The 26515-nt window shown below is 70.0% G+C and carries 22 protein-coding genes; 4 read left to right on the forward strand and 18 right to left on the reverse strand.

What is annotated here, in order from left to right; genetic code table 11:
* On the reverse strand, positions 1-298 hold a 298-nt coding region (locus MNZ29_RS08145; RefSeq protein ID WP_242354773.1), incomplete at its 3' end, for a hypothetical protein.
* Between the two features lie 43 nt (positions 299-341).
* On the opposite strand from MNZ29_RS08145, the gene MNZ29_RS24385 reads away from it, so the two are divergent.
* Positions 342-467 carry a hypothetical protein gene (locus MNZ29_RS24385; protein WP_255821625.1) on the forward strand — a complete coding sequence of 42 codons (126 nt, stop codon included), beginning with the start codon at positions 342-344 and terminating at the stop codon, positions 465-467.
* A 331-nt stretch (positions 468-798) separates the two neighbouring features.
* Here MNZ29_RS24385 and ccsA read toward each other — a convergent pair whose 3' ends face one another.
* From ccsA to MNZ29_RS08160, 3 genes are all read right to left on the reverse strand, one after another.
* Positions 799-3168, reverse strand: a complete 2370-nt coding sequence (ccsA, locus tag MNZ29_RS08150; RefSeq protein WP_242354775.1) for a cytochrome c biogenesis protein CcsA — start codon at positions 3166-3168, stop codon at positions 799-801.
* 926 nt (positions 3169-4094) lie between these two features.
* Positions 4095-7115 carry an NADPH-dependent glutamate synthase gene (gltA, locus tag MNZ29_RS08155; protein ID WP_242354777.1) on the reverse strand — a complete coding sequence of 1007 codons (3021 nt, stop codon included), beginning with the start codon at positions 7113-7115 and terminating at the stop codon, positions 4095-4097.
* Between the two features lie 174 nt (positions 7116-7289).
* Positions 7290-7625: a hypothetical protein gene (locus MNZ29_RS08160; protein WP_242354780.1), complete on the reverse strand. Its 336-nt coding sequence runs from the start codon at positions 7623-7625 to the stop codon at positions 7290-7292.
* 915 nt (positions 7626-8540) lie between these two features.
* On the opposite strand from MNZ29_RS08160, the gene MNZ29_RS08165 reads away from it, so the two are divergent.
* Entirely contained in the window at positions 8541-8894 is a 354-nt protein-coding gene (locus MNZ29_RS08165) for a YciI family protein (RefSeq protein ID WP_242336841.1), read from the forward strand.
* A 4-nt stretch (positions 8895-8898) separates the two neighbouring features.
* Positions 8899-9762 (forward strand): sigma-70 family RNA polymerase sigma factor, encoded by an 864-nt coding sequence (locus MNZ29_RS08170; RefSeq protein ID WP_242336838.1) that lies wholly within the window; start codon positions 8899-8901, stop codon positions 9760-9762.
* Positions 9763-10679: 917 nt separating this feature from the next.
* Here MNZ29_RS08170 and MNZ29_RS24390 read toward each other — a convergent pair.
* A complete protein-coding gene (locus MNZ29_RS24390; RefSeq protein ID WP_255821624.1) occupies positions 10680-10808 on the reverse strand; it encodes a hypothetical protein in 129 nt (42 codons plus the stop codon).
* A 150-nt stretch (positions 10809-10958) separates the two neighbouring features.
* Between MNZ29_RS24390 and MNZ29_RS08175 the strand changes: the two genes are divergently transcribed.
* On the forward strand, positions 10959-11219 hold the full coding sequence (locus tag MNZ29_RS08175; protein WP_242354782.1) for a hypothetical protein: 261 nt from the start codon (positions 10959-10961) through the stop codon (positions 11217-11219).
* A gap of 239 nt (positions 11220-11458) precedes the next feature.
* On the opposite strand, the gene MNZ29_RS08180 is transcribed toward MNZ29_RS08175, so the two are convergent.
* From MNZ29_RS08180 to MNZ29_RS08240, 13 genes are all read right to left on the reverse strand, one after another.
* The gene (locus tag MNZ29_RS08180; protein WP_242354784.1) at positions 11459-11749 is read right to left on the reverse strand and encodes a hypothetical protein; all 291 of its coding nucleotides are present in this window, start codon (positions 11747-11749) and stop codon (positions 11459-11461) included.
* A 474-nt stretch (positions 11750-12223) separates the two neighbouring features.
* On the reverse strand, positions 12224-12862 hold the full coding sequence (locus tag MNZ29_RS08185; RefSeq protein ID WP_242354786.1) for an RHS repeat domain-containing protein: 639 nt from the start codon (positions 12860-12862) through the stop codon (positions 12224-12226).
* Positions 12859-13551 carry a hypothetical protein gene (locus MNZ29_RS08190; RefSeq protein ID WP_242354789.1) on the reverse strand — a complete coding sequence of 231 codons (693 nt, stop codon included), beginning with the start codon at positions 13549-13551 and terminating at the stop codon, positions 12859-12861. Before MNZ29_RS08190 ends, MNZ29_RS08185 begins: the two co-directional genes overlap by 4 nt.
* Positions 13552-13634: 83 nt before the next feature.
* Positions 13635-13928, reverse strand: coding sequence for a YrhB domain-containing protein (locus tag MNZ29_RS08195; protein WP_242354793.1), 294 nt, complete (start codon positions 13926-13928; stop codon positions 13635-13637).
* Between the two features lie 764 nt (positions 13929-14692).
* Positions 14693-15136 (reverse strand): hypothetical protein, encoded by a 444-nt coding sequence (locus tag MNZ29_RS08200; protein WP_242354796.1) that lies wholly within the window; start codon positions 15134-15136, stop codon positions 14693-14695.
* A 395-nt stretch (positions 15137-15531) separates the two neighbouring features.
* Positions 15532-16002: a hypothetical protein gene (locus MNZ29_RS08205; protein ID WP_242336834.1), complete on the reverse strand. Its 471-nt coding sequence runs from the start codon at positions 16000-16002 to the stop codon at positions 15532-15534.
* 9 nt (positions 16003-16011) lie between these two features.
* Positions 16012-17241 carry an RHS repeat domain-containing protein gene (locus MNZ29_RS08210; RefSeq protein WP_242354800.1) on the reverse strand — a complete coding sequence of 410 codons (1230 nt, stop codon included), beginning with the start codon at positions 17239-17241 and terminating at the stop codon, positions 16012-16014.
* Complete coding sequence (locus tag MNZ29_RS08215) at positions 17184-17777, reverse strand: hypothetical protein (protein WP_242354804.1); 594 nt, start codon at positions 17775-17777, stop codon at positions 17184-17186. Before MNZ29_RS08215 ends, MNZ29_RS08210 begins: the two co-directional genes overlap by 58 nt.
* Entirely contained in the window at positions 17726-18457 is a 732-nt protein-coding gene (locus tag MNZ29_RS08220; protein ID WP_242354807.1) for a hypothetical protein, read from the reverse strand. Before MNZ29_RS08220 ends, MNZ29_RS08215 begins: the two co-directional genes overlap by 52 nt.
* The gene (locus MNZ29_RS08225) at positions 18454-19203 is read right to left on the reverse strand and encodes a hypothetical protein (RefSeq protein WP_242354811.1); all 750 of its coding nucleotides are present in this window, start codon (positions 19201-19203) and stop codon (positions 18454-18456) included. Before MNZ29_RS08225 ends, MNZ29_RS08220 begins: the two co-directional genes overlap by 4 nt.
* A 211-nt stretch (positions 19204-19414) precedes the next feature.
* Positions 19415-19738 (reverse strand): hypothetical protein, encoded by a 324-nt coding sequence (locus MNZ29_RS08230; RefSeq protein ID WP_242337479.1) that lies wholly within the window; start codon positions 19736-19738, stop codon positions 19415-19417.
* Between the two features lie 554 nt (positions 19739-20292).
* Positions 20293-21342 carry a dickkopf-related protein gene (locus MNZ29_RS08235; RefSeq protein WP_242337477.1) on the reverse strand — a complete coding sequence of 350 codons (1050 nt, stop codon included), beginning with the start codon at positions 21340-21342 and terminating at the stop codon, positions 20293-20295.
* Between the two features lie 22 nt (positions 21343-21364).
* A complete protein-coding gene (locus tag MNZ29_RS08240) occupies positions 21365-26347 on the reverse strand; it encodes an Ig-like domain-containing protein (RefSeq protein WP_242337475.1) in 4983 nt (1660 codons plus the stop codon).
* Positions 26348-26515: the final 168 nt, after the last annotated feature.

Genomic DNA, 26515 nt, shown 5'->3' on the forward strand with positions numbered 1-26515 from the left:
CGGCCCCGGCCGCGAGGGCCGTCGACAGGGCGGCGACCGTCGCCGCCGCCACCAGGGCGCCGCCCGCGGTGGACGCGGCGAGGGTCGCGCGGGGGTGCGCGCGAGCGACGAGCCAGGCGCGCAGCCCCAGGGCCACGACGGCGCCGCGGGAGGAACCCTCGGTGATTAAGCGCCACGCGGCGGCGCCGAACGGCACGGGAGCCGGCGGGACCGGAGCGTCCGCCTCCTCCGGGGGCGCGTCGGGGTCGCGCTGCGCGAGGCGCGGCGGCTCGACCGAGTCGTCGGAGAGGGGCTCCACCCACGGCGCATCCTCCGAGACGCTCGGTGGAAGCGGAGGTCCGATGGCGATCCACGTCATCCGCTCCATGGCGAGCGGCGACCGCGGCGGGCTGGATTCCGGCGGCTCGGCGATGGTCGGGTCGAACGAGAGCACGAAGGTGCTGTGCCCGCACCTGCACGGCACCTGATAGACGCAGCCCGCCACGGGCTCGCTCGACGTCGCGAAGCGCTCGCCGCAGCGATGACAGGAAAATCGCATGACAGCCCCCATGCGAGCGCCCGATCCATATCCCGCTCACCGGAGCTTCGAGCGATGGCCTGCCCGGTCGCTTGCCTCGCGCACGGTGTGTGCGGAGTCGTGCGCTGGCCGCTCCCTTCACGGGGTTCACCCTCGAAGGCTGCTCGACAGGCCCCGGGTGAACGCACCGAAAGTGACGGCCCCGCAGGACGCCGGGCGCGAGAAGGGCCGGCCCGGAGCACCCGGACCGGCCCTTGGACGAGGCGAGGCTGGCGAGCGGCTCAGGCCGCCGTGGACGTCCCGAGCGCCTGCTCCTGCTTGCGGTGCGCGAGGAAGCCCCAGGTCACGAACGCCGCCTCGGCGAGCGCGACGATGATCATCCAGTTCACCACCGGAGAATCGCCCATGCCGTACGAGTGCAGGCCCGTGCCGAGCACGAAGTTCACGCCCAGGTAGGTCATGAGGATCGTCTGGAAGGCGATGATGGAGAGCGCCGCCACGCCGAACTGGCCGATGAGCTTGTCGAAGCGCCCGTGGACGATCGCCATGTACGCGAGGAACGCGACGAGCGACCAGACCTCCTTCGGATCCCATCCCCAGTAGCGGCCCCACGACGACGCCGCCCAGACCGAGCCGGTGAGGATGCCGGCGATGAGCAGGATCGAGCCGACCAGCATGTACCAGTAGTTGAGGTCGGACATGCGGACGGTGAGATCCGTCCGGCGCGGCGCGAAGATCGTGAAGCCGATCTGCATGTGCGCGATGACGACGCCGAGCGCGAGCACCGAGTAGCCGATCATGATGATCGGCACGTGGATGGCGAGCCACGGCGTGCCGGAGAGCACCGGCGGCATCGGGTGGATGAAGCGGTCGATGGGCAGGAGGTCCGTGAGCGCCATCGTGAGCGCCGCCATCGCGTTGGCGTTCAGGACGACGAGGCGGTTCCGCAGCACCGGGAGCGCCACCACCGCGAAGAGCCCGACGCCCCACGCGAGGAACAAGAGCGACTCGTACATGTTGGACGCCGGGATGCGCCCGGCGACCGCCCAGCGCATCGCGATGCCCCAGGTCATCACCGCGAAGCCGCCCAGGAGGCCGGCGAACGCGAGGCCTTCGAGGAGCTTCGACTTGCGGTTCCAGGCGACGAGCGAGACCACCAGCGCGCCCAGGAGGATGATCCAGGCGACGCGCGTCGCGCGGACCTTCTTGTAGAGGATCTCCCGGTCGATCGCCTGCGGCGACGGCCAGCCGTCGAGGCGCGGCCCGGTGGAGAGCGCGACCAGGTCGTCGACGGTGCTCATCGGCTGCGGCACGCCCCAGCGCGCGCGGGGCTTGCCCGCCACGGGGATGGCCCGGAGCTTGTCCTTCTCGAGGAAGCCCTGCATCCAGACGAGCCGCTCCTCGAGCTTCTCCGCCTGCGCGAGCACGCCCGTGCGCGGCCGGTCGGACATCGCCGCCTGCCGCGCCTGCTGCATGATGCCGAGGACGCGCTGGCTCGAGACGAGCTGCGCGAAGGAGGCGTACTTCGTGCCGCCCGGGAGCCCCACCGCGACCGCGAGCTCGGGGCTGCCGAGCTGGACGAGGGGCGTGTTCGCCGCGCGCATCGGGTCGAAGAGCCACTGCGCGACGGTGACGACCGGGTCCTCGCCGTTCCAGGTGTACGAGCCGGTCACGTTCCAGACCGCCTCGCGGGCGAGCGTGTCGAGCGGCATGGTCCGCCCGTCGTGCTGGACCGGCAGCCGGCGCATCGCGTCGACCTTGGCCCAGCCGTCCATCGCCGCGGGCGCGGGCGCGGGCGCCTGCGCCGAGCCGGCCGAGGCGAAGAGCGCGAGCGCGATCGCAGCGGCGGTCTTCCCGGCGCGGCCCGAGGGGCGCGCGCTGCCGGCGTCGTCGCCCGCGAGCATGCGCTCGAGCTGACCGCGCTTCTTCGCCTCCGCCATGCGGGTGCCGAGCACGACGATCATGCCGAGCACGAGGAACGCGTAGCCGACGAAGACCAGGTTCTGGCCCGGGTCCTTCGAGACGGAGAGGACCGTCGCCTCCCGGGTGACCTCGTTCGTCTGCGGGTCGCGATCCTGCTGGTAGCTCGACTGGAAGAGGCTGTACCCGCGGTAGTGCAGCGGGTGGTTCATCCAGACCTCGGCCGCGAACGTCTCCTTGGTCTCACGGTCGGTGACGTGGATGCGGCTGCGGAACTGCGAGGGCCGCATCGTCCCGGGGTAGTTCTCGACCTCGAAGTCGTCGAGCTTCACCAGGAACGGGAGCTCGTGCGCCGCCGAAGGCTGCCCGTTGGCGTCGAGGGCGGCGATCTCGCCGGCGCTCTGCCCCTCCCACAGCCCGAGCTGCCCCTCGGTCTTGAAGAAGTAGGTGAGCCCCGCGCCGAGGAAGATGACGATGATCGACGTGTGGGTGATGAGGTAGCCGATGCGCTGCTTGCCCCAGGGCGCGAGCGACAGGATCGACGCGATGACGTTCACCGCGAACAGGCCCTGCAGCGCGAGGAACCACCAGGCGTAATAGACGGTCCGCGCCGCCACGGGCGCGCCCCTCGACGACTCGATGATCGTCCCAGCCGCGAGCCCGATGAGCAGCAGCACGAGCAGGATCACGGCGAGCTTCAGGGATGCGAGCTGGTTCAGGAGCCTCTTCATCGACGCGAACCCTCCGAAACGATCCGGCGACACGCCGGATCTCCCGCCGGAAGCGGGCGACCCGAACATCGGGTTGGGCCCCACAGGTGAGCCCAGGCCATCGCGGCACGGCCGCGACGGCCACGTGGCGTCCCTGCCATCTTCGGGCCACCGGCAGAACGCCGGGATCGCTAGGAATAATCCGCGCGGGAGCGGTCGCCGGGACGCTCGCCCGCTGCGGCTCCCTGCCGCGTCCCCGCCCCCAGGAGCACCATGCCTCGCCCGGGATCTCGCGGTCTTGCGTGAGATCAGCTGCGCTGGACCGGTCCTCGCGGAGCAGGAGCCCGGAGAGTCCGTAGGCTCGGACCTGCCGAGGAGCTCGGTGCGCGTGCCGTCCACTTTCCGCGGACTCCGCGCAGGTTATGCGCGAGTGCGCCGCGGGTGCGCGGATTCTCGCCGCGCCCTCCCCTCGCGTCGCCACGCCTAGCGAACCGGGCCGCCCCGCCTCGCGAGGAGCCAGGCGGCTCCTCACGGCGGTCGCGACGGCACCGGCGCTGTACCGTCCCCCTGCCCTCCCGCGCGGCGGGAGCAAAGGGAGGGGAGCCCCGGCGGCGAAGGAGGACAGGGGGCCAGCACGGGCCGCGCCCCTCGAGGCGACGGCCGCTCGCCCTGGACGCAGGATCCCGCTCGCACGGCGGACGCGCCTGGCGCGCACGTCGGCCGCGACATCGTCCGCCGCCGCGGGAGTCCTCCACGTGAGGGTTCCCATCTAGCTTGGGGATCCCCGCGGCGTTCGGCCACGCGCGCGCGGCGCGCCCGTCGCCCGTCAGCGGGCCTCACGAACGGCGCGGGCCGCGCCTCTCGCGAGGGCGGCCCGCCGCACGGTGTCGAGGTGCGAGGCGCGTGCGCGAGAGCGAGCTCCCGCGCACCGCCCGTCCGTCACGAGGCTAGAGGAGCCCCGGCTTGCCCAGCTTCCAGCGCTCGAACTCGGTGGTGAGCAGGTCGACGTGCTCCCGCTCCTCCGCCGCGAGCTCCTTGTAGAGCTGGCGCTCCGCCGAGCCCGGCACGGTCTTCTCGGCGCGCTCGGTGAAGAACTTCACCGCGCGCTCCTCGAAGGCGATCGCGATCCGGAATAGGTTCGCCGGATCCTCCGGGCGGTTCGCGATGCCCGCGTAGATCGCGGCGCGCTCGACCTTGAAGTCGGCCGACGGCGCGGGCATGTCCGCGTGGTAGCGGCGCGAGAGCGTCGCCATGTGCTCCTGCTCCATGGCGGCGAACTTCCCGAACAGCGCCTTCAGCCCGGCGTCCGGCGTCTCCTTGGCAGCCCGGCTGTAGAACGCCATGCCGCCGAGCTCGATCTCGAACGCGACGCGGATGGCGTCCTGGGCCGCGGCGTCCTCGACCTTGCCGCGCTCCAGGGCGGCGAGCTTGCCGCCGCACGCGGGGCACATGCCGTACGGGAAGGCGAAGCCCTCGCTCACCTTGCCGCAGTCGTCGCAGCGCCACTGCAGCGTCGAGCCGGCGCAGCAGACGTACGCCTCGTCGCCCTCGACCGGCCGGTGGCACTTCGGGCAGGTCGCGCCGGGGGTCTCGAGCGCGCCCGCCGCGGCGGAGGCGCCGGCGAAGCGCGCGGTCTCCGGGAGCGGCGCCATCGGCTTGAACGCGGCGACGTCCTCCTTGGTGAGCGGCCACTTCTTGCCGCTGGAGAGGTACGTCGCGATGGACTTCGCGGCGCGGCGGCCGGCGCCCATGGCGAGGATCACCGTCGCGCCGCCGGTGACGATGTCACCGCCCGCGAACACGCCGGGGAGGTTCGTCGACTGCGTCGAGTCGAGCTGGCCGTCGTCCGCGGCGATGTTGCCCCACTTGTTGAGCGCGATGCCCGGGGTGGACTGCGTGACGATCGGGTTCGCCTTGGTCCCGAGGGCGACGATGACGGTGTCGCAGTCGAGGTCCTTGAACTTCCCGGTCGGCACCGGCTTGCGGCGCCCCTTCTCGTCCGGCTCGCCGAGGACCATCTCCTCGACCTTCATGCCCGTCACGTTGCCGTCGGCGTCCGCGTAGATCTCGACCGGCGCGTGGAGGAAGAAGAACTCGATGCCCTCCTCCTTCGCGTGGCGGAGCTCCTCGATGCGGGCAGGCGCCTCCGCCTCGGTGCGGCGGTAGACGCAGCGGACGGTCGGCGCGCCGAGGCGCTTCGCGACGCGCAGGCAGTCCATGGCGGTGTTGCCGGCGCCGACCACGGCGACGCTCTTGCCGAGCGTGACGGGCGTGTCCTTGAACGGGAAGACGTTGCCGCCCATCAGGTTCACGCGGGTGAGGAACTCGTTCGCCGAGTAGACCTGGCTCGCCGACTCGCCGGGGATGTTCATGAACGCCGGCGCGCCCGCGCCGACGCCGAGGAACACCGCGTCGTAGCCCTTCTCGCTGATGAGCTGCGGGACGGTGAAGGTCTTGCCGATGACCTTGTTGGTCTCGATCTTCACGCCCTGGTCGACGAGCTGCTTCACCTCGCGAGCGATGATGTCGCGCGGGAGGCGGAACGGCGGGATGCCGTACTGCAGCACGCCGCCCACGACGTGCAGCGCCTCGTAGATGGTCACGTCCGCGCCGTACTTCACGAGGTCGGCGGCGGCGGAGAGGCCGGCGGGGCCGGAGCCGCAGATGGCGACCTTGCCGAGCTTCTTCGCGAAGCGCGGGGGCGCGACGGGCTTCGGCGTCGCGTTGTCACCGACGAAGCGCTCGAGCCGGCCGATGCCGACCGACTCGACCTTCTTGCCGATCACGCACTGCGCCTCGCACTGCGACTCCTGCGGGCAGACGCGGCCGCAGACCGACGGGAAGGCGTTCGCCTGCTTGATGACCTCGAGCGCGCCGTCGAAGTCGCGGATCGCGACGTGCTTGATGAAGCCCGGGATGTCGATCTGGACGGGGCACCCCGAGACGCATGTCGGCTTCGCGCACTGGATGCAGCGCTCGGCCTCCTGGAGGGCGTCCTCGAGGCCGTAGCCGAGGTTCACCTCCTTGAAGTTGCGCGACCGCTCGAGCGCGTCGCGCTCGGGCATGTGCGTCTGCTTCGGGAGGAGGTCCTTGATCTTGCGGTAGTTCTTCTTGTTCTCCTCGAAGAGCTGCTTCTCGAGGTTGCAGACGTGCGCGTAGTCCTCGCTGGCGCGCTGCTCCTGGCTCTTGAACCGCTTCTGCCGGGAGAGGAGCTCCTTGAAGTCCACCTTGTGGCCGTCGAAGTCCGGCCCCTCGACGCAGGCGAAGGCGACCTTGCCGCCCACCGTCACGCGGCAGGAGCCGCACATGCCGGTGCCGTCCACCATGATGGCGTTCAGGGACACCATCGTCTTCACGCCGAACGGCCGCGTGGTCTCGACGCAGGCGTTCATCATCGGGAGCGGCCCGATGGCGACGACGAGGTCCGGCTTGTCCTTCTCGAGGATCTCCTTCAGCGCCGCGGTGACGAAGCCGGGCTTGCCGTAGGAGCCGTCGTCGGTGCAGACGACGAGGTCGTCGCAGTACTTCTTGAACTTGTCCTCCCAGAACACGAGGTCCTTGTTCCGGAAGCCGATGACGCCGGTGGTGCGGTTCCCCGCCTCCTTGAAGGAGCGGAGCTGCGGATAGACCGGCGCGACGCCGAGGCCGCCGCCGACGAGCACGACGTGCCCGTACTTCTGGATGTGCTGCGGCAGGCCGAGCGGGCCGACGAAGTCGACGAAGCTGTCGCCCTGCGCGAAGTCGGTCATCATCTCCCGGGTCGTCTTGCCGAGCGTCTGGACGACCATCGTGATGGTCCCCGCCTTGCGGTCGTAGTCGGCGACCGTGAGCGGGATGCGCTCGCCACCCTCGCGGAGGCGGAGCATGACGAAGTGGCCGGGCTGGGCGGAGGCGGCGACGTCGGGGGCCTCGACCTCCCAGAGGAAGGTCGTGTCGGAAAACGCTTCGCGGCGAACGATCTTGTACATCGGGATTTCGGTGCCTCCCTGGGGGTGACGAAAAGGCGCGCGGCAGCGCGGTCGTAGCAGCGACCGGCTCGGGGCGTCAAGGGGAGGTCCGCGAATTTCCTTGGATATTTCCTGACGGAACGGGTCCACATTTGACCGCCCGCGCCGCGCCGGCGCGCGGGCGGCCCGCGGTCGTCAGGGGGCGAGCTCGAAGGCGAGGTCGTCGTGGTCCACGAAGGGCCCGACCGAGCAGGCCTCCTGCGGCGCCGAGGCGTCGCGGTAGACGGCGCGCACCGCCTGGACGGTGCCCGGCTCGAGCACGAAGGGCGACTGCGGCTCGTCCACCCGGTAGGTGCCCGCGTCGCCGTCGAGGCAGGACGAGGCGATGGGGCTCGGCGCGTCGGGCTCCGGGCCGAGCGTGTCCCCGCCCTGCGACGAGCGCGCCCGCGTCGCAGACGCTCGTGGGCACGAGGCACGCGGGGGCGAGCGCGCCGGATCGAGCGCGGCGCTGGGCGCGCTGCTCACCGTCACGAAGGGCAGACGACCCGGCCACCCGCGGCCTCGCGCCATGGGCTCGCGCGCCGCTGGCGAGCTCGACGACCACCGGCGGCTCGTCCATGAACCGGATCGTCACCTCTCAGCGGGTTCCCGAGGCGCGGGCAGCAGGCCGAGACGGGTGAAGCGGCGACGGCGACCGCTGCCCGGGTTGGGCCGCAGGCCAGCGCAGCGCGAGGAACGTCGCGCGCGCCCGCATGAACCCCGAGGTTGCGGCCGTTGCAAGAGTGCCCGCGACACCCTGCCCTGCGTCGGCACGGGCGGGGCGCGCTCCCAGCGAGCTTCGGCGATGAGTTCCTTTGTCCACAAATAATCCACAACGCCGCCGAGCCGCGTTGCGCCGAGAAAATGCTGTGCGAGAGGTTCCCGGGGCCCATGCGACCCGGGGGCGGGTCGACAATCCACGCCTCCGCGGGTTTGGGTCGACCCCTGTGCGTCATCTGCCGTCGAGGTGGGAGCACCGGATCCGGAGTGTGTCGACGCTGGACCCGAGGTCCTCACGCACCACCTCGAACAGCCGGAGCCGAGATGACACGTGCCGCCCAGGCACTCCTCGTCCATCACTGTCCGTCAACGGGCCTCCTGCAGGGCCCAGGATCGCGAGCGCGACGACGCTGTCCGCATGTCCCCTCCGTGGGCGCTCGAGCGGCGCCGGCGCGGGCCGCATGAGCATGGGTGACTGTTCACGGTCCACACGCTGTCTACGCTGCGACGGCGCCTGACCTGTGTGCGACGGCGTCCGCTCGCTCGCGTCAACCCGCTTACCCCGCCCGCACCGGCACAGGCCTTCGCGAGCCTCCGCGGCTGAGGAGGCGGCGCGACCGTGCTCGTGGCGTCGGCGCCGTCACATTCCTGCCTCGCCGTTCGTCATGTCGCCAAAGGAGACTGGAAATGAAATTCGTGCTGCTGATCTACCAGGGGACGACGCCGCTGCCCGGGTCGGAGCGCTGGAAGGCGCTGCCGGAAGCGGAGCAGAAGAAGATCTACGCGGACTACGCGGCGCTCAACGACACACCTGGGCTGACGCCGGGGCTGCCACTGGGCCTGCCCGACGCGGCCAGGACGGTGCAGGTGCACGACGGAAGACCGCAAACCAAGAGCGGGACTCATCTCTCCGAAGGGGTCGCCGGCTTCTTCGTGCTCGAGGCCGAGAGCGTGGAGGCGGCCGTCGCGCTCGCCACCCGGATCCCTGCCGCGCGGCTGGGCGGTGCGGTGGAAATCCGTCCGACCGAGAAGTATTGGTGAGCCGATGAGCGACTGGCTGGCGGAGCGATTCGAGGAGAGCCGCGCTCGTTTGCGGGCAGTGGCGCAGCGAATGCTCGGCTCGGCCAGCGAGGCCGACGACGCCGTGCAGGAGGCGTGGCTCAAGCTCAGCCGAGCCGACACGCGCGGCGTCGAGAACCTGAACGGTTGGCTGACCACGGTCGTCGCGCGCGTCTGTCTGGACATGCTGCGCGCGCGGCGACCGCGGCCCGAGGGTGCGCCGGAGCCGCCGGAGGCGGGCAGCGATCCGGAGCTCGAGTTTGGACTGGCGGACGCCATCGGTCCTGCGTTGCTCGTCGTCTTCGATACGCTCGCGCCCGACGAGCGCGTCGCTTTCGTGCTGCACGACATGTTCGATCTGTCGTTCGAGGAGATCGCGCCAATTGTCGATCGCACGCCTGCGGCCGCGCGTCAGCTCGCGAGCCGCGCGCGCCGGCGCGTCCGCGGCGCCGAGGCCCCCTCGGCAGCTCCCAACCGCGCTCTCGTCAGCGCATTCCTCGCCGCATCGCGCGACGGCGACTTCGAAGGGCTGCTCGCCGTGCTCTCGCCCGACGCCGTGCTGCGCGCCGACGAGCTGGCGGTGCGCACCGCAGCGGCGAGGGAGAAGCACGGCGCGCCTCGCCTCGCTCCCGAGGTTCGTGGTTCGGCTGAGATCGCCCAGGCGTTCAAGGGCCGTTCCCGCGGCGCTTCGCCCGCGCTCATCGACGGCGAGCCGGGCGCCGTCTGGGCGGTTGACGACAAGGTGCGCGCGGCGTTCGTCTTCACAATCGCGCATGGCAAGATCACGGCGATCGACCTGGTCATGGATCCCGCGCGCCTCGCCGGGCTCGACTTCGAGATCGGCGACTGATCCTGCCGACATTCAAGGTGCTGCGCCGTGTTCGACCGACCAACCCTGCGTGAATCCGCTGGGCGCTGCAGGATCGCGGCCCCTGCCGTGTGATCCGGCGCAAGGCAGTAGGCGAGTCCGCCGGGTCCCGGCGCTCTCGCAGCGTGTTGCCGTTCGCGTCGTAGGCGAACGAGGTGTCTCTGCTCCGCGGAGCCTACTGCGGGCCTTTCACGCCCTACCCGTACTCGAGCGCGTGGGTCGCGTGCGGCGGGTACTCGCCCCCCCCCGTCGGCCGTGCAAGACGTAATGGTCCTGCACGTTCGACGTCATGTCGTGGATGTCCGAGTACTTGAACACCGACGTGAACCGTCCAGCGTCGACGGCCGCGGCTTCGCCTCTCCGCGCCCGTACGAGAGCCGGTGCAGGTCGTCGTAGCGGTACGTGAACTCAAACGTCCCCGCGTGCGCGGGCATCACCGTCGGCACGCGGCGTCAGGGGACTCCGGACGCGGCCCACGCCCGCGCCTTGATCTCGCTTGCGAGGCGCCGCAAGAAGCGCTCAACCCTCTCGATGTATCCGCGCATCGATACTTCGACGGCTGAGTACGGTGGCGCGCGCGTCTTCACGCGATCACCTATGCGCTCCAAGTGAAGGTTCCATCCGCGGTCTGTCTCGGATACGAACGACTTTCGCTCAGACGCTGGAAACCCGCTCTCTGCGGCGTTCAAGAACTGCAGCGCCAGATCCGCGACTGACACGTGGAACGGTGCCGGCCACGGAGATCGCCGGCAAGCTGGAGCTCGACAATTCCCTTGAGGTAATTGAATGCCGCCCTCGCCCTCCAGGCCGGGACGTCCTGAAGCGACGATCGCGCGTCCGCTTCGACCGAAACACGGAACTCTCGGTCTGGGCGCTCCGGTGCGCCGGCCGAGGAGGTCTCACTTCACGTGCGTCACGTTGCGGGCGGCGTCCGTCACGTGCTCGAGCTGTCCGCGCGGATCGTACGCGTACGGCGACGTCGGCGGACGCACCCGGGCCTCGGGCGCGTCATCGAAGAGGCGACGCACGTCGGCTGGGCTGGTCCGTGAGGGCACCCAGCGTCGCGGATGGGCGCGGTCCGTCGCGCGACCCCTTGGGCCGAAATCCGGAACTCTCGGTCGGTGCACCCGGTACGCCGCCTAGCAACCGCCGCTCCGCGCAGGTGATACGGTGCCGCAATGATCCGCGCCGTCGTGACGAGCTCATTCGCGCTGGCAGGAGGCCTGACCGTGCTCACGCTCGAGATCCTCGAGGGCTCCGTTAAGTCGGGAGACGCGGTACATGTCGCGATGGCGGATCGGTCCGCCGAGGTGACGGTCAGGTCTGTCGAGTTCGTCGACTACGACATCGGCCGTCCTACTTTCCGCTCAGAACCAGCCATCGTGGTCGAGGGCATCGCGCCGTCCGAGGCTCCTGCGGGCGCCATCATCTCCTCGTAGCTGGGTGCTCGGTAGCCCTGGTTTCGCAGGTCCGCGGTCCGGTCCACAGCCTCCTCGGCGCGTCTCGATCTCGAGGAAGCCGGCTCGCACGAGCACGCCCGCCACCGCCATGCGTGACGACTCCCTCCCCCACCGGTCGGGCACGATGCCGATCGATGTAGCGGGTCAGCCTTTAGAGCGCTCCCTCCAAGCCGCGCGATCGCCGCGGGGCTCGCGCCCGTCCTCCGCCGCCCTGCGAGTCAGGGATGGTCCTCGCTTTCATTCGACGAGAAGGTCGCCGCGCTCCGCGCCGTTCGCGCGATCAGGGCTCCCGTCACGACCCATACCGCTACCAACGTCACGACGAACGCGGCGAGGCTCAGGACGTCGGTCCCTCGCACCCGACCGAGGTCCGCGAGCACGAGGACTGGCAGCACGGGGGCGACTACGAAGTAGTCGGGGAACGTGGTGAACGGCACGTCGGCATGCCCTCCACCGGCCTCGAAATAGACGATCGTCAGGGCGATGCTCGCGAGGAGATACGCGATCACCGTCCGGGCGACCCTCACCGCGACTTTGTTCCGCCGGAACGCCGTGGCGTCACTTCGCATACCCCGGCAGCGTACCACCAGGCTTGCTCTCCGCCTGCCCCGGCGCGAACCGGTACACGTTCTCCCGCAGGCACCTCTTCGTGATGAACGGCTAGGCGGCCCGAAACAACGCCCTGGAAACCGCGATGCGAGCGATTCGGTCGTCGCTCTGGTCGCGGTCGATGGCACCACCTTAGTGCCCGATGGTGATCGACTCGCCCCGCGCCCCAGCTTCGCCACCCGCTGGCCATCCGCGTCGTAGAAGAAGATTCGTGATCCGGGCATCCCGGTCGCCGTGCGTCCGCTTCGGCCGAAAGGCGGAACTCTCGGTCTAGGCGCCACCCGCGCGATCGATCGTGAGAGTGGATGGTTGGCCGGCAGCCTGCGCATCCTCGATGTGCTGGGCGGATTGAGGGAAGCGACTCCGACTAACAGTCACCGTCCTTGCTTCGCCTGCTCCGGTCGCTTCCGTCGCTCCGGCGCGTGCGCTCCCTGACGATCCTCGCCGCAGTCCCGGCGTCGTGAAGGTAGACGCAGCGGCACCGGCGAGGAGGCCATAGGCCTCGACGCCGCCATCTCGACATCCATCAGGTTCTGCTCGGAAACCTGGAGGCCCTGCAGCTGACCGCCGCAGGGGGCAATCGCGTGGCGCAGCAGTCCGTGTTGTGAGAGATACTCACTGCTGACCCTATCCAGTAGGCCAGAGCGCTCTAGGTAATCCACGGAGATCGGATTCTCCAGGATGCGGCTCTCGACCGGGTCCTCTCCATCGGGATCGACGAGGCGCTGAGGGGACCACAGCGCGTATCCGAAGAGCGAAAGGTTCCAGGGCTCCGGAGCCTTCGTCCACCTCTGCACAACGGGGTCCGGACTCGCCCACCTCACGCGGACCGGGTCGTAGTACCGGGCCCCGAAGTAATAGAGTCCCGTCTCCTCGTCGAGCTCCTTCCCCGTGAACAGGAGCCGCTGCCCCTTCACCGGCGACGCGCCGATGTCGCTCCGCGGATCCCTCCACACCGCGCCGTACGGGAAGTACTCCACGTGCTCGTGCACCCGCCCGTTCTGGTCCGTCACCCAGCTCGTCGAGCCGAGTGATCCGGGTGGTAGTAGTACGTCTCCGGCCGCACCTTCGCGTCGGCGTAGTAGTCGTTCAGCACCGGCTCGCCGCCGGGCAAGACCCCGCACTTCTGCGGCTGGTAGTTCGACGGGGTTGCAGCCGTTGTCGACGTCGCCCACCGTCGAGACCACCGTGCCCGTCGAGTCCACCGGCCCGCGCGGCACGTCGTCCCAGCCCACACCGACGTGAACGTGTCCAGCGTCGACGGCCGCGACCTCGACTCTCCGTGCGCGTACGTGAGCCGGTGCAGGTCGTCGTACCGGTACGTGAACTCCACGTCCCCCGCGTGCGACGGCACGGCCTCGCCCAGCGCGTTCTTCACGCCGAGCACGTTGCCGACGAGGTCGTACGAGTAGAACAGGTTCTGCAAGAGCCGCTCGCCCGGCTTGCGCGTGTACAGCGTCGCGAGCCGCCGCGTGTCCGGCTCGTACGCGTACTTCGTGACGACGCCGTTCCCGACCCGCTGGTACACCCGCTGGCCGAAGTGGTCGTACAGCAGCGCCTGCAGATATGTCTCGTACTCCGCCGGCGCGTGCGCCGTCGCAGGCCGGTCCCCCCGCGCGTTCTTCAAGAGCCCGCCGCGGTCGTACCCGTACGTCAACACCTCGCCGTCCGGGTACACCATCGACAGCATCCGCCCGAACACGTCGGACTGGAATGTCGTCGTGGAGTGCGGCCGCCGCGCGTCCGCTTCGGTCGAAATCCGGAACTCTCGATCCGGGCGCTCACTCACCCCGCCAGGTGCATGCGCTGCTCGAACGACCGAAGTTCATCCTCGACCGCGTATGCAGTGCCGAGTTCGTGAATCGATGCGTCCGAATCCAGAACCACTATCGGACCGTTGCCTGCAAGCATATCCGACAGGTTGCCGGACTCCATGTACTTCCTCGATTGATAAAAGAATACCCATCCATACGGCTTCCGAATCGTCGCTTCATCGACGATGACTACACTATCGTTCCGGCCTTCGAAGACCAGGTTCACGTGGATCAGCGCCCGCTCCTCAGCCTCACGCTTGGTCATCGACACATGAACGTCGTCGTGAACGTCCGCCGCCGATCTCCGGGCCGCACGGTTCCTGGACGGACAAACTGGAGGCGCGGCATCTCTCGAGGATACTCGTCTCTCCATTTCCTCCGAACTGATGCCGCGGGAGCATGCGGGTCGAACGCTCGCGTGCACGGCGCCAGGTTCCCGAGCGCGCCGTGCCCCCGCGTCTCCTCGCCGAGCTCATCCTCCACCTTCGTGAGCGGACCAGGGAGTACCGGCCGCCGTGCGTCCGCTTCGGCCTAAAGGCGGAACTCTCGGTCTGGGCGCCCCAGACCGCATCCTCTAGATCCGGCGCCGTCATTGTCGACAGATCGACCCCAGCAGGCAACACGTACCCTCCACCAACGGCCCCCGACCGAATGGCGGCCCAATGCACTATCAGCGCGCCTACGAACACGACTACTATAATGAGAGCCGGCCGCATTGCTGAAACCCTGAATCTCGGCACGACCCGTAGGCCGCCAAGAGCCAGGACTGCCGCGGCCAACGGCGTCAGAAAGTAAAGATACAGCCGTCCGTCGATGTCATAAATCTGATACGACAGGACATAGGCGACGACCTCGGCCGCGAGAGCTGCGCCGAGCATGGCGACAAAGGCGCGACCGACAGCTCGCATCATTCAGATAGCCTTCGCTGCTCGAGCTCAAAATACGCATTGAGCGCAGCGTTCCACACTTCGCCGGCATGCAGATCTCCATGCGATGTCGGAGACAGTTTGCCATTCTTCTTCGTGTAATTCACTGGAATGTCGAAGGTAGCGAGCGGGTCCCTGTGGCCTGCACGGCCAGTCTCCCCGAAGACGAAATTACTACCCGTTTGACTGTTTCCGCCACTCTCCTGTTCTTTGCCCAGGTACCATGAATGAGAATCACGATGTCGACCCCGCCCACCGTCGAGACCACCGTGCCGGTCGAGTCCACCGGCCCGCGCGGCACGTCGTCCCAGCCCGGTGGCGGCAGCAGCTTCGCGGCGATGCGGGCCGTCCCCGCGAACACGTGCTTCGTCGCCGCGCGCCGGCCCTTCAACGCCCAGACCTGCCCGATGGTGATCGACTCGCCTCCTCGCCCCAGCTTCGCCACCCGCTGACCGTCCGCGTCGTAGAAGAACTTGGTCGCGTTCCTCCCGCCGCTGTCGATCAGCGTGTCGAGCCGGTTCTCCTCCGTCCACTCGTAGCGCCGCAAGTGCGCGGGGCGCGCCGTGCAGGTCGAGTCCGCCGGGTCGCGGCACTCCCGCAGCGTGTTCCCGTTCGCGTCGTAGACGAACGAGGCGTCTCCTCCCCGAGCTCATCCCTCCACCTTCGTGAGCTGGGCTTCCGGCCGCCGCGCGTCCGCTTCGACCGAAACACGGAACTCTCGGTCTGGGCGCTAGGGCGCTAGGAACTCTCGGTCGGGGCACCCGGGCACAGGGGCACCCGCGTCCGCTTCGGTCGAAAGGCGGAACTCTCGGTCTGGGGGCCACGATCGACGGCGGAGCAGCTTCGCCTCGCCGTACACGTAGGTCAGCCGGTGCAGATCGTCGTACCGGTACGTGAACTCAACGTCCACGCCTGCGAGGGCATCACCGTCGGCACGCGGCGTCAGGGGACTCCGGACGCGGCCCACGGTGCCAATGCCGCGAGCTCGTCCACCAGCAGTACGTTCGGCGCACGCGCCTTGATCTCGATTGCGAAGCGCCGCAAGAAGCGCTCTACCCCTTCGATGTATCCGCGGATCGATACTTCGACCGCTGAGTACGGCGGCACGCGCATCTTCACGTGCTCGCCTATGCGCTCCAACTGAAGGTCGAGCCCGCCGTCTGTCTCGGATACGAACGCCTTTCGCTCAGACGCCGGAAACCCGCTCTCTGCGGCGTTCAAGAACTGCAGCGCCAGATCCGCGACTGACACGTAGAACGGTGCCGGCCACGGAGATCGCCCGGCAAGCTGGAGCTCGACAGTTCCCTTGAGGTAATTGAATGCCGCCTCGCCCTCCAGGCCGGGACCTCCTGACGCGACGGTGAGCCACTCGTCGTCCGGGATCACATACTCCACCTCGAGCTCTTCGTGCATGGAACACCTTTACAGGAACGGGAAGGCCGTTACGACCTGGCCGTTCGGTTCTAGGACAACCCGCAGCTTGTTTGTCGCCTGTCCACTCTTGTCGATACCGATCATTGCATCGAAGGCATGCTCTACGACGAGCCTGCCGCCGGATTCGTACATCGTCTTACTATCAGACCTCACCGCGGTCTCGACGAGCTGGAGGAAGTCCGTTCCTTCGTAGAACACGCTCTTCACTGCGCTCCTGCCTGCGTTCGGGAAGTGCCCGACCAAGACCTTGATCACCTCATCGTCTCGGATGTGCGCTCGCGCCAGAATTTCCGCTGCATGCTCGACTAGTGTTCCTTTAGCGAACTTCAGGACCCCGGCGATAGGAACTATCCCGACGCCTGCGAGGAAACGGTCCCATAATGAGGCTTTGCCTCCGGTTGCCTGCTCGCCGGAGAGCACCACGTTCGCTGCGATTGCAGGGTGCAGCTGGACGAGCGCCTCCGCGAACGGCTTCATCTTCGCGAAAGTCTCTCTTGTCTTGGTGTCAGCGACTCGGTGCTGACTGAAGTAGTAGTCCAGCTCCTCCTGCGTAACTTCCTGACGGCCCGAGGGGTCAACGAACCGGAGTGGGCTCCATCTTGCGTATTGATATGGGTCGAGAGCACTGGGAACGAGGTCGGTCAATCGATCGGCTGGGTCCGGCGTCTTCCAGCGCGCCAGCGACGGGTCCCAGTACCTCGCCCCGAAGTAGTAGAGCCCCGTCTCCTCGTCGAGCTCCTTCCCCGTGAACAGGAGCCGCTGCCCCTTCACCGGCGACGCGCCGATGTCGCTCCGCGGATCCCTCCACACCGCGCCGTACGGGAAGTACTCCACATGCTCGTGCACCCGCCCGTTCTGGTCCGTCACCCAGCTCGTCGAGCCCAGGTGATCCGGGTGGTAGTAGTACGTCTCCGGCCGCACCTTCGCGTCGGCGTAGTAGTCGTTCAGCACCGGCTCGCCGCCGGGCAAGACCCCGCACTTCTGCGGCTGGTAGTTCGACGGGTTGCAGCCGTTGTCGACCTCGCCCACCGTCGTCACCACCGCGGCGGTTGAGTCCACCGGCCCGCGCGGAACGTCGTCCCAGCCCGGTGGCGGCAGCAGCTTCGAGGCGATGCGGGCCGTCCCTGCGAACACGTGCTTCGTCGCCGCGCGCCGGCCCTTCAGCGCCCAGAACTGCCCGATGGTGATCGACTCGCCCCCGCGCCCCAGCTTCGCCAACCGCTGGCCGTCCGCGTCGTAGACTTCGTCGCGTTCCTCCCTCCGCCGTCGATCACCGTGTCGAGCCGGTTCTCCTCCGTCCACTCGTAGCGCCGCAGATGCGCCGGGCGCGCCGTGCAGGTCGAGTCCGCCGGGTCCCGGCACTCCCACAGCGTGTTGCCGTTCGCGTCGTAGACGAACGACGCGGGTCCGATCCGCGTCGCCTGGTGCGCGCCCTTCCCACCGTACCCGTACTCGAGCGCGTGGTTCGTGTGCGGCCGGTACTCGCCCCCGCCCGTCGGCCCGTGCAAGACGTGATGCTCCTGCACGTTCGACGTCATGTTGTGGATGTCCGAGTACTTGAACACCGACGTGAACGTGTCTAGCGTCGACGGCCGCGACTTCGCCTCTCCGTGCGCGTACGTGAGCCGGTGCAGGTCGTCGTACCGGTACGTGAACTCCACGTCCCCCGCGTGCGACGGCACGGCCTCGCCCAGCGCGTTCTTCACGCCGAGCACGTTGCCGACGAGGTCGTACGAGTAGAACAGGTTCTGCAAGAGCCGCTCGCCCGGCTGCCGGCGGCGTCCGTCACGTGCTCGAGCTGGCCGAGCGGGTCGTACGCGTAGCGCGTCGTCGGCGTGCGCCCCTCCACGTGCTCCTCGACCGCGACCGTCTTCTCGGTCGCGTCGCGGTACACGGCGCGCGTCTTGCCGAGCGCGTCCGTGGCCGTCGTCTGGTGGCGGAGGAAGGGATCGCCGACCGCCCTCCCGAACGCGAAGGCAATGCGCGTGATTGCGCCGTTCGGCTCGACGGTCTGGATCGTGCGGCCGAGCGCGTCGTAGGCGAAGCGCGTCGGACGCTCGAGCGGCCGCGGCGCGTAGCCCGGGGTCATGCTGGGGTCGAAGAACGGCTGCCCCTGCTCGGCCACGCGCCCCATCGCGTCGAACACCTGGCCGCCCGTCACGGACCACCCGACGCGCGTCGCCTCGTCGCTGCCCGCCCAGACCTCGGCCGTCTTCTTCGTCTGGATGACGCGCCCGAGGCCGTCGGCGACGACCACCGTGTCGAGCGTGCCGCCCTGGGGTAGCGCGTTCCGCGTGAACGCCCACGCCGCCGGCTTCGCCGTGTGGTCGTAGCTGATGTCGATCGTCGGGGCGTCGAGCGTGAAGCCCGGCGCGGCAACCTTCGTGAGCCGCCCGAAGCCGTCGAACGCGCGCGCGGTCACCTGGCCGTTCACGTCCTGGGTCCAGGTGCTCTCGTCGGGGGCGACGGGGTCTCGTAGCGCGCCTCCGAGACGTAGCCGTGCACGTCGTTCGTGTGGGCCACGTGGACGCCGTTGCGCCCCTCGTACTGGTACTCCACCCAGTACGCGTCGCCCAGGTGGTTCTCGGGCGAGGTGACCCTCTCGACGTTCCCGGCCCACGGCGAGCCCTCTCGGAACCACGAGAGCGCCGCCACCGCCTCGGCCGTGCCCTCGATCCGGGAGTGCAGCTCGGTGAGGTTGCAGGACGCGTCGTAGACTCCGCGGCGGTAGCGCAGCACTCCCCCGGACCGGTTCTTCACGGTGATCTCGGTGGGCGCGCCGGTGCAGTGGATGGCTGCCGCCTGCGTAGGCCCGTAGAGCACCGTGGCGAAGACATCGTCGGCGGGATCGGCCACGTCGCCCTCGTCGTGGAACGAGGACACGTTGCCCGCACCGTCGTAACCGAAGACCTGCCGCGAGATCACTCCGGCCGTGGCCTCCCCCTCGAAGAGCCGCTTCTCCGAGGCGGTGAGCTTCATGAAGGTCGGCGCGCAGTACTCGTCCTGCGGGTACCTCAGGTTCATCGGCGTGCGGTCGAGGCACTCGCCCGCCGGCGTGCCGACGAGCTCCGGCTCGTACTGGTTCAGGCTCTCGACGAGCGTCGCGCCCTGCGCGTCGAGCACGACCTCGCGCTCGAGGAGCCCCTTCGAGCGGAAGTCGTCCACGAGGAAGCGCTGCACGAGCCTCGACGCGTCGGGGTTCGTCCGTGCCGAGGGCCCCACGTTCGCGGGAGCGCACCGTCAGTGTCAAGCACGAACAGTCAACGTTACGCGATCACTGCAGGTGCGGCTCGTCGCCCGCCCTGGCGCGCCGAAGGGTCGCGCTTACCCCTGTGCGATGTGCACGCACGGCGGCGCCCGCCATGCTCGTGGCCGATGCATGGCAGCGCGATTACCCCTGTCGCCGCCTCGGGCCGACACGCAACCGCCCGTGCCTCACGCGCCGCGCCCACCTGGCAGCCCCGAGCCACAGAAGCGCGTTGACGATCACGGCGACGGACACCTCGCCAATCGCTCCAGCGAGCTTGCTCGGGGAGAACAGCTCGGGCAGCAGCTTCTCCACGACGAACAGGCCCACGGGGCTTCCGGGCAAGAGAAGGGCAACGCCCGAGAAGAAGATCTCCGGGCCGCAGCACAGCACCCACGGCGACCCGAGGTAGCACGCCACCCCGGCCACCTGGAGCGCTGCAAACACCTTCCAGGTTCTGCTGCTCATGGCAACTCCGGCGCCAGGCGCAGGTCATTCGAGATGATCAGTGGGTTGCCCGGCCGCGGTGCCATGACCGCTGCTCGTCCTGGTACTGCGCCGGGCACGGACCGACCTCCTCATTCGCCGTCACCGTCCCAATGGTCATCTATACGCGACGAAGACGAAAATGGACTCGCAAGCGCAATGGTAAGCAAGCACCCCGACCGAGAGAATGAGTGCAGCGCGAATACGGACCCACCAACGAGCTCCCGGTGCCCTCCACCCGGCCGCTGCGAAAGCCATGGCGGGCAGGCCCCACCCCACGACGAGGAACCCAAGCGTCCACCACGACGAGCGGCCACAGTGGTCCAGCTCGTAGCAGCCGGCCGGAACGCGACCCCACCGGCGACCCAGATCCATGGCGCTGATCCACGCCGCGGAGAGCGATGCGATGGCCAACCCCATTGCCGCAGACACGCTCGCCAGCGCCGCTCGCCTCCCCAGGTCGTGAAGGCGGCACGAGGCTGCGTCTGCCGGCCTGGAGGGGCAGTCACGTCCTTGTTCCCGTGGGTGCGGGCCGGTCAAGGCTCCGCGCAGAGGGTCGTGCACTGTCCGCTGCTCGCGTAGTCGCACACGTCCGTCGGCCTGCACTGCGACTGCAGCGAGCAGGTCTCGCCCGGCGCGCGCCAGGCCGTGCAGACGTACGCCACGCCGCTCCAGGAGCACCACCCGCCGATGCAGGGGCGGCCCTCGCCGTTGACGTTGCTACAGAGCTCCGACGGCTTCGGACCGTCCACGCACGTGCCGCCCGCGCTGCAATAGAGCCCCGGGCCGCAGGCGTTCTCCCCCTGCGTGCAGCTCTCGCCTGGTCCGCGCCACGCGACGCAGGTGGAGGCGCTCGAGCACCGGTAGCCGATCGCGCACTCCTCATCCCGCGTACAGCTCCCCGACGTGGCCCGCGGGCGGCACTTGCTGTCGTAATACGAGTTCCACTGGCAGAAGAGGCCGGGGCCGCACCAGATGTCGTTCAGGCATGGGCCGTCCACCCCCGCCAGCGGCGTACACACGGGCGTCGCCAGGAGGATGTTGCAGGAGGTCCCCGCGGCGCAGGGCAGGCCCGATTCGCACGGTGATCCGGAAGGGATCGGCGTCCAGCAGGTGCTGGGGCACGCGTCGGGCGACCAGAGGCAGACGCCCGACGCGCAGCTCTCGTCCGAGAAGCACGCCTGGCCGTCCGCGAGCTTGCCGGCGACGGCCGCCCCGCAGTCCGCCTGGGGGTAGGTCCCGTTCATGAACGCCTCGAGCACGTCGCAGCTCGCCGTCTCGAGGAAGGAGAGGCACGCACCGGCGCGCGCGCCGTCGTACGTCGCGCGTCCCGCCGCCACGGCCTGCACCGGGTCCGCGCATCGCGCCGCCGGCGCGAACACCGCCGCCGCCTCGGCCGCCGAGGCCCGCTCGCAGGCCGCCCAGCGGGCCGCGTACGCGCCCCAGTATGCGTCGCAGTACTCGGAGACCGTCGCGGGCGCCGATCCGCCGCCGGGGCCGCCACCGCCGCCGGGGTCGCCTCCGCCGGAGCTCGAGCACGCGGCGGCGAGGAGCAGGAACGAAAGCGCGATCCTCTTCGACGTCATGTGTCCTCCCGACTCCAGCGTTTCACTTCGAGACGGCGAACGCGAGGTCGTCATGATCGTCGAACTCTCCGGTGCTGCAAGGTTGCTGCGTCCCCGCGTGGCGCAGCTGCACTCGCACCGCCTGCAGCGCCCCCGGCTCGAGGACGTGATCGACGCCGAGCACCTGGAGGCCGGCGCGGGTCGGCGTGAGCGTCGCCACCCAGCGCCAGGAGGGGGACAGCGCGTTCGGCGCGACGTAGACGTCGAGCGCGTCGGTCACGTAGCTCGCGGTCGCCCAGACCTTCGCCTCGATCCGCACGGCGCCGCCCTCCTTGAGACCCGCGACCGGGTCGAGCGCCCGCACCGTGACGACGTCCACCGACTCGTCCTGGTGGAAGAAGCCCGACCCGCCGTCCGGGCAGCTCGCGGCGATCGTGTTGGGCGCCGAGGGCTCCGGGCCGAGCGGGCCGCGTCCCACCACGAGCCCTCCCGTCCAGCAGCTCGCCCCCGCGAGCGCGCACTTCGGAGCCTTCAGCTTCCTGTCGAAGGACGCGAGCCCCGTCTGAGCCACGTGCACGGTCACCGGTGCGCTCTCCCCGACGTTCTTCCCCGCGTCGTAGGCGCGCGCGACGAACCGGTAGTCCGCGCCGTCCGCGAGCCCCGCGAGGCTGGTCGGGAAAGCCCACGGCGCGGCAGTGTCGGTGGCGACGAGCGTCTCGACGCCTGCCGCGTCGAGCCGCACGAGCTTCACCTCCGTCACCGCCACGTTGTCGGTGGCCGCCACCTGGACCGTGATCGCCCCGGAGGCCGTCTCGCCGTCCACGGGCGCCGTGATGGTGGCGGTCGGCTTCACCACGTCCTCGACCTCCACGGAGACCGGCGCGCTCCTCGTCCAGTTGCCCGAGTAGTCGAACGCCACGGCCGTCAGGCTGTAGGTCCCCGGCGCGAGCCCCGTGGTGTCCCAGCTCGCCGTGAAGGGCGCGGACCCGTCGGAGGACAGGGCGCCCCCGTCCACCTCGAAGTCGACGTGCTCCACGCCGACGTCGTCGCTCGCGGCGGCGGACACCGCGACCGCATCGCGCACCTTCGCGCCGGCCGTGGGAGCGGAGATGGACACGGACGGAGGCGTCGTGTCCGGCGTGCCCGGCTCGGTGGCGATCACGACGTCGTCCCGGTCGTCGTACCCGGTGGTCCCGCAGGCCTCCGGGAGCCCGCCGCCCCGGAGGGCGACGCGGACGACCTGCCGCTCCGAGTAGGCGAGCGGGACGGTCGCCGACAGGATCTGCTCGCCCGTGAGCGTCGGCTCGACCGTGGCGCGGAGCACGAACTGCGGCGCCGCAGCGTCGGCCGCGACGTAGACGTCGAGCCGGTCGTAAACAGGATCGGCGACGAAGGCCCGCACCTCCACCCGCGCGAGCTTGCCGCCGGTGAGGGGCGCGCCGTCGAGCGACGAGATCGCGACGTGCTCGATCGACTCGTCGCTCCGGTACACGCCCTCCGTGCCGTCGGGGCACCCGTCCACCGTGTTCGAGGCGTTCGCCTCCGGGCCGAGAGGCCCGCGCCCCATGAGCAGGATCCCCGTGTGGCAGAACGGCGAGACCACGTCACAGGACGGCGCCCCCGCCACGGGATCGAACGCGGCGCCGGGGTTCTGGACGTTCATCGTCACCGGGTCGCTGACGGCGGTGTTGCCCGCGGTGTCGTAGGCCTTGCTCGTGAGGACGTGATCGCCGTTGGCAACGGAGGTCGTGTCGAGCGTCGCCTCGAACGGCGCGGCGGTGAACGTGGCGAACGGCACGTCGTCCACGCGCAGCTCGACCTTCGCCAGCTCACCGCCCGGATCGGCGGCGTCGGCCGCCACGCGGATCGTGCCTGCGACCTGCGCGAGCCCGGAGACCGGCGCCCGCAGCGTGGTGGTGGGCGGCGTGATGTCGCCGGTCCTCACCCAGACGAGAGGCTCCGACTTCGAGTCCCCGACGTTTCCACCGAAGTCGAACGCCTTGGCGTAGAGGAGATAGGTCCCCGACGGAACGGTGCTGCTCGCCAGCGTGAACGTCCACGGCGCGCCGGAGGTCGTCTCGCCCACCTTGAACCCGTAGGTCGTGTAGGGCACGTGCAGCCAGAACTCGACGCGCTTCACGGAGCTGTCGTCGGCGGCGTCGGCGGTGAGCTGGACCTCGCCGCTGAGATAGGAGCCGGACGGCGGTGACGTGACGCTCACCGTCGGCGGGGTCAGGTCCTCACGCCTCACGGTGACGCTCGCGGTCCCGACGTTGCCGACGCCGTCGTACGCGCTCGCGGAGAAGACGTAGCTGCCGTTGGGAGCGCGCGAGAAGTCGTACGGGATCTCCCAAGGCGCGCCCGTGTTGGTGCCGAGGGAGACGCCGTCGAGGAAGAACTCCACCTTGCGGATCCCGCTGTCGTCGGTCGGGTCCACCGAGAACGTGACGGCGTTCGGGACGACCGCCCCCTCCTCCGGTGCGAGCACCTTCACGTCCGGAGGCGTCACGTCGTTCACCGTCAGGGTCACCGGCGCCGACTCGGTCACGTTCCCCTGGAGGTCGGTCCCGCGCACGCGAAGCGCGTACGTGCCGTTCGCCGGGGCCCGCAGCTCGAACCCCCACGGGGCCACGACGTCGCTCCCCTGGAAGACGCCGTCGAGGAACAGGTCCACCTTCGCCACCGCTCCGGCGTCGGTCGCGCTCGCCGCGACCTCGATGAGGTTGGACGGCAGCGACGCCGCGTCGAGCGGCTCCAGGATCGCCACCGTGGGCCCGGTGAGATCGGCGAGCGTGACCGCCACCTCGTCGGTCGCGATGTTGCCGGCGCCGTCGTGCGCGACCGCCCGCAGCACGTACTCACCGTTCGGAAGGAGCGCCGGGTTCCAAGCCGCCGTGTACGGCGTCGCGGTGAGCTGGGCGATCGCGTAGGTCTTCCCCTTCCAGTCGTCGGCGGTCACCATCACCTTCGACACGAGCCGATCGTCCGCCGCCGCGACCTCGACCGTGGTGCTCTCCGCCAGCACCCCGCCGGCCGCAGGCGCAACGATCTCCACCGTCGGCGGCGCGCCGTCCGCGGTGCCGCCCCCCACCTCGAAGACGAGGTCGTCCCGGTCGTCGAAGCCGCCCGAGGTGCAGACCGCCGCCGCGTCCCCGCCGCGACGGAAGGCCGCGCGGACCGCCTGCGTGCCGCCCGCGGAGAGCGTGTACCAGGCCGTGAGCGTCTGCGGGCCGGAGGCCACCGGCGTCAGCGTGATGAGGTGGCGCCACGAGGGCGGGCTCACCGCCGGCGACGCGTACAGGTCCAGGGAGTCACCCAGCTCGCCGCCGACGATCGCGTCCACCTCCAGCTTCACGTTTCCGCCGACCACGAGCGGCTTCCCGTCGTCGGAGGAGATCCGGAGCTGCTCGATCGACTCGTCCAGCTGGTACACCCCGAGCTCGCCGTCGTGGCAGACACAGCCCGCGGGATCTGCGTCGCACCCGTCGCGGAGCACGCTCGGGGCGTACCGCTCCGGGCCGAGCGCCGCGCGCCCGCGGACCAGGTCCCGCGAGTCGCAGGAGGCGGCGAGCGTCTCGCACCGCGCGATCCGCAGCCCCGGGTCGAGGTGGGCGACGCCCGGGTTGCTCACCGTGACAGAGATCGCCGTCGAGTCGGTCGCGTGGCCGGCCGAGTCGTACGCCCGGACCACGAGGGAGTGCGCGCCGTCGAGCGACGTGGAGGTGTCCCAGGCGATCTCGAACGAGCTCGAGTCGCTGCTGCCTCGCCAGCGCCCGTCGACGAGCAGCTCGATGCGCGTGAGCCCGTGGTCGTCGCTCGCCGTGCCGGTGACGTTCACGGCGCCCGTGAGGGCGTCGCCTTCCACGGGCGCCGTGACGGCCACCGTCGGAGCGGCGTCGTCGGCGGTGGGCGTGAGCTCCACACCTCGCGTGTAGACGAGCCGATCGGGCGTGAACCCGGGCGCGCCCGCCGGAGCGCGGGTCGCGCTCGCGACGAGCACCCGGACGACGTCCTGCGGGGTCGCCGCCGGGTTCCGCGAGAGGAGGAGGGCCACCGCGCCGGTGACGTGCGGCGCCGCCATCGACGTGCCGGAGAGCGGCAGGTCGGCGACCGCCGTCGTGTTCCACGCAGAGACGATCCCGGCGCCGGGCGCGACGAAGTCCACGCAGTCGCCGACGTTCGAGAAGGGCGCGAGCTCATCCACCGGCGCTCCACCGACCACCGGAGGCGTCCGCTGCTGCAGGGCGGCGACGGTCAGCGCGCCGGGCGCGCGCGCCGGAGAGACGTCGCAGGCGTCCTTGCCACCGTCGCCCGCGGCCACCACGACCACGATGCCGCTCGCGGTCGCCGCCTCCACAGCCGCGTCGATCGCCGAGGATGGGCTGGCGAAGAGGCTGAGGTTCGCGACGGACGGCCGGGAGTGGTTCGCGATCACCCAGTCGAGCCCCGCGACGACGCTCGAGGCGCTGCCGTTCCCGCTGCAGTCGAGGACGCGCACCGACCGGATGCTGGCGCCCTTCGCGACGCCGTAGGGCCCTCCGGCGATGGTCCCCGCGACGTGGGTGCCGTGACCGCTGCAGTCCCCGACGACGCCCTCGCCGAGGGCGTCGAACGCGAAGGAGGCCCGCCCGCCGAACGCGGCGTGTGACGTGAGCACGCCGGTGTCCAGCACGAACGCGTCCACGCCTACTCCGGTCCACCGATCGTCCCAGCCGTACCTGTCGTCGAGCGCGGCGCCGCGCTGGTCGACGCGGTCCAGACCCCAGGTCGGACCGTACTGCCAGGCGACGGCGGCCGCCCGGGCGACGCCGTCCTGCTCGACGCGCTCCACGCGCGGATCGAGCGCGACGGCGCCGGCGGCGGCGAGCCCGGCGCGCATGGAGAAGCCGCGCAGCGCGTGCTGGTAGACGTTCAGCACGGTGGCGCCGTGATCGTTCGCGACGCTCGCCGCGACCGCGGCCACGTCCGCTGCGCCGTCGCCAGCCGCGAGGACGACGAGGTACTGATCCGGGATCGGCTGCTCCACGCGCGCGATCCGCTCGGCTCCGGCGGGGGCGGCCTCCGAGGACCTACCTCGGCTCGAGCAGCCGCCACCGGCGGCGAGCGCCAGCGCGAGAGCTGCCGTTAGACTCACCGTTGAATGCCTGGACATGTCCTCTCCCCGAGGGCCGCCCGCGAAGACCGGCGCCCGTCC

It is taken from the genome of Anaeromyxobacter sp. SG64, assembly GCF_022690745.1.
Classification (GTDB): Bacteria; Myxococcota; Myxococcia; order Myxococcales; family Anaeromyxobacteraceae; genus Anaeromyxobacter; species Anaeromyxobacter soli.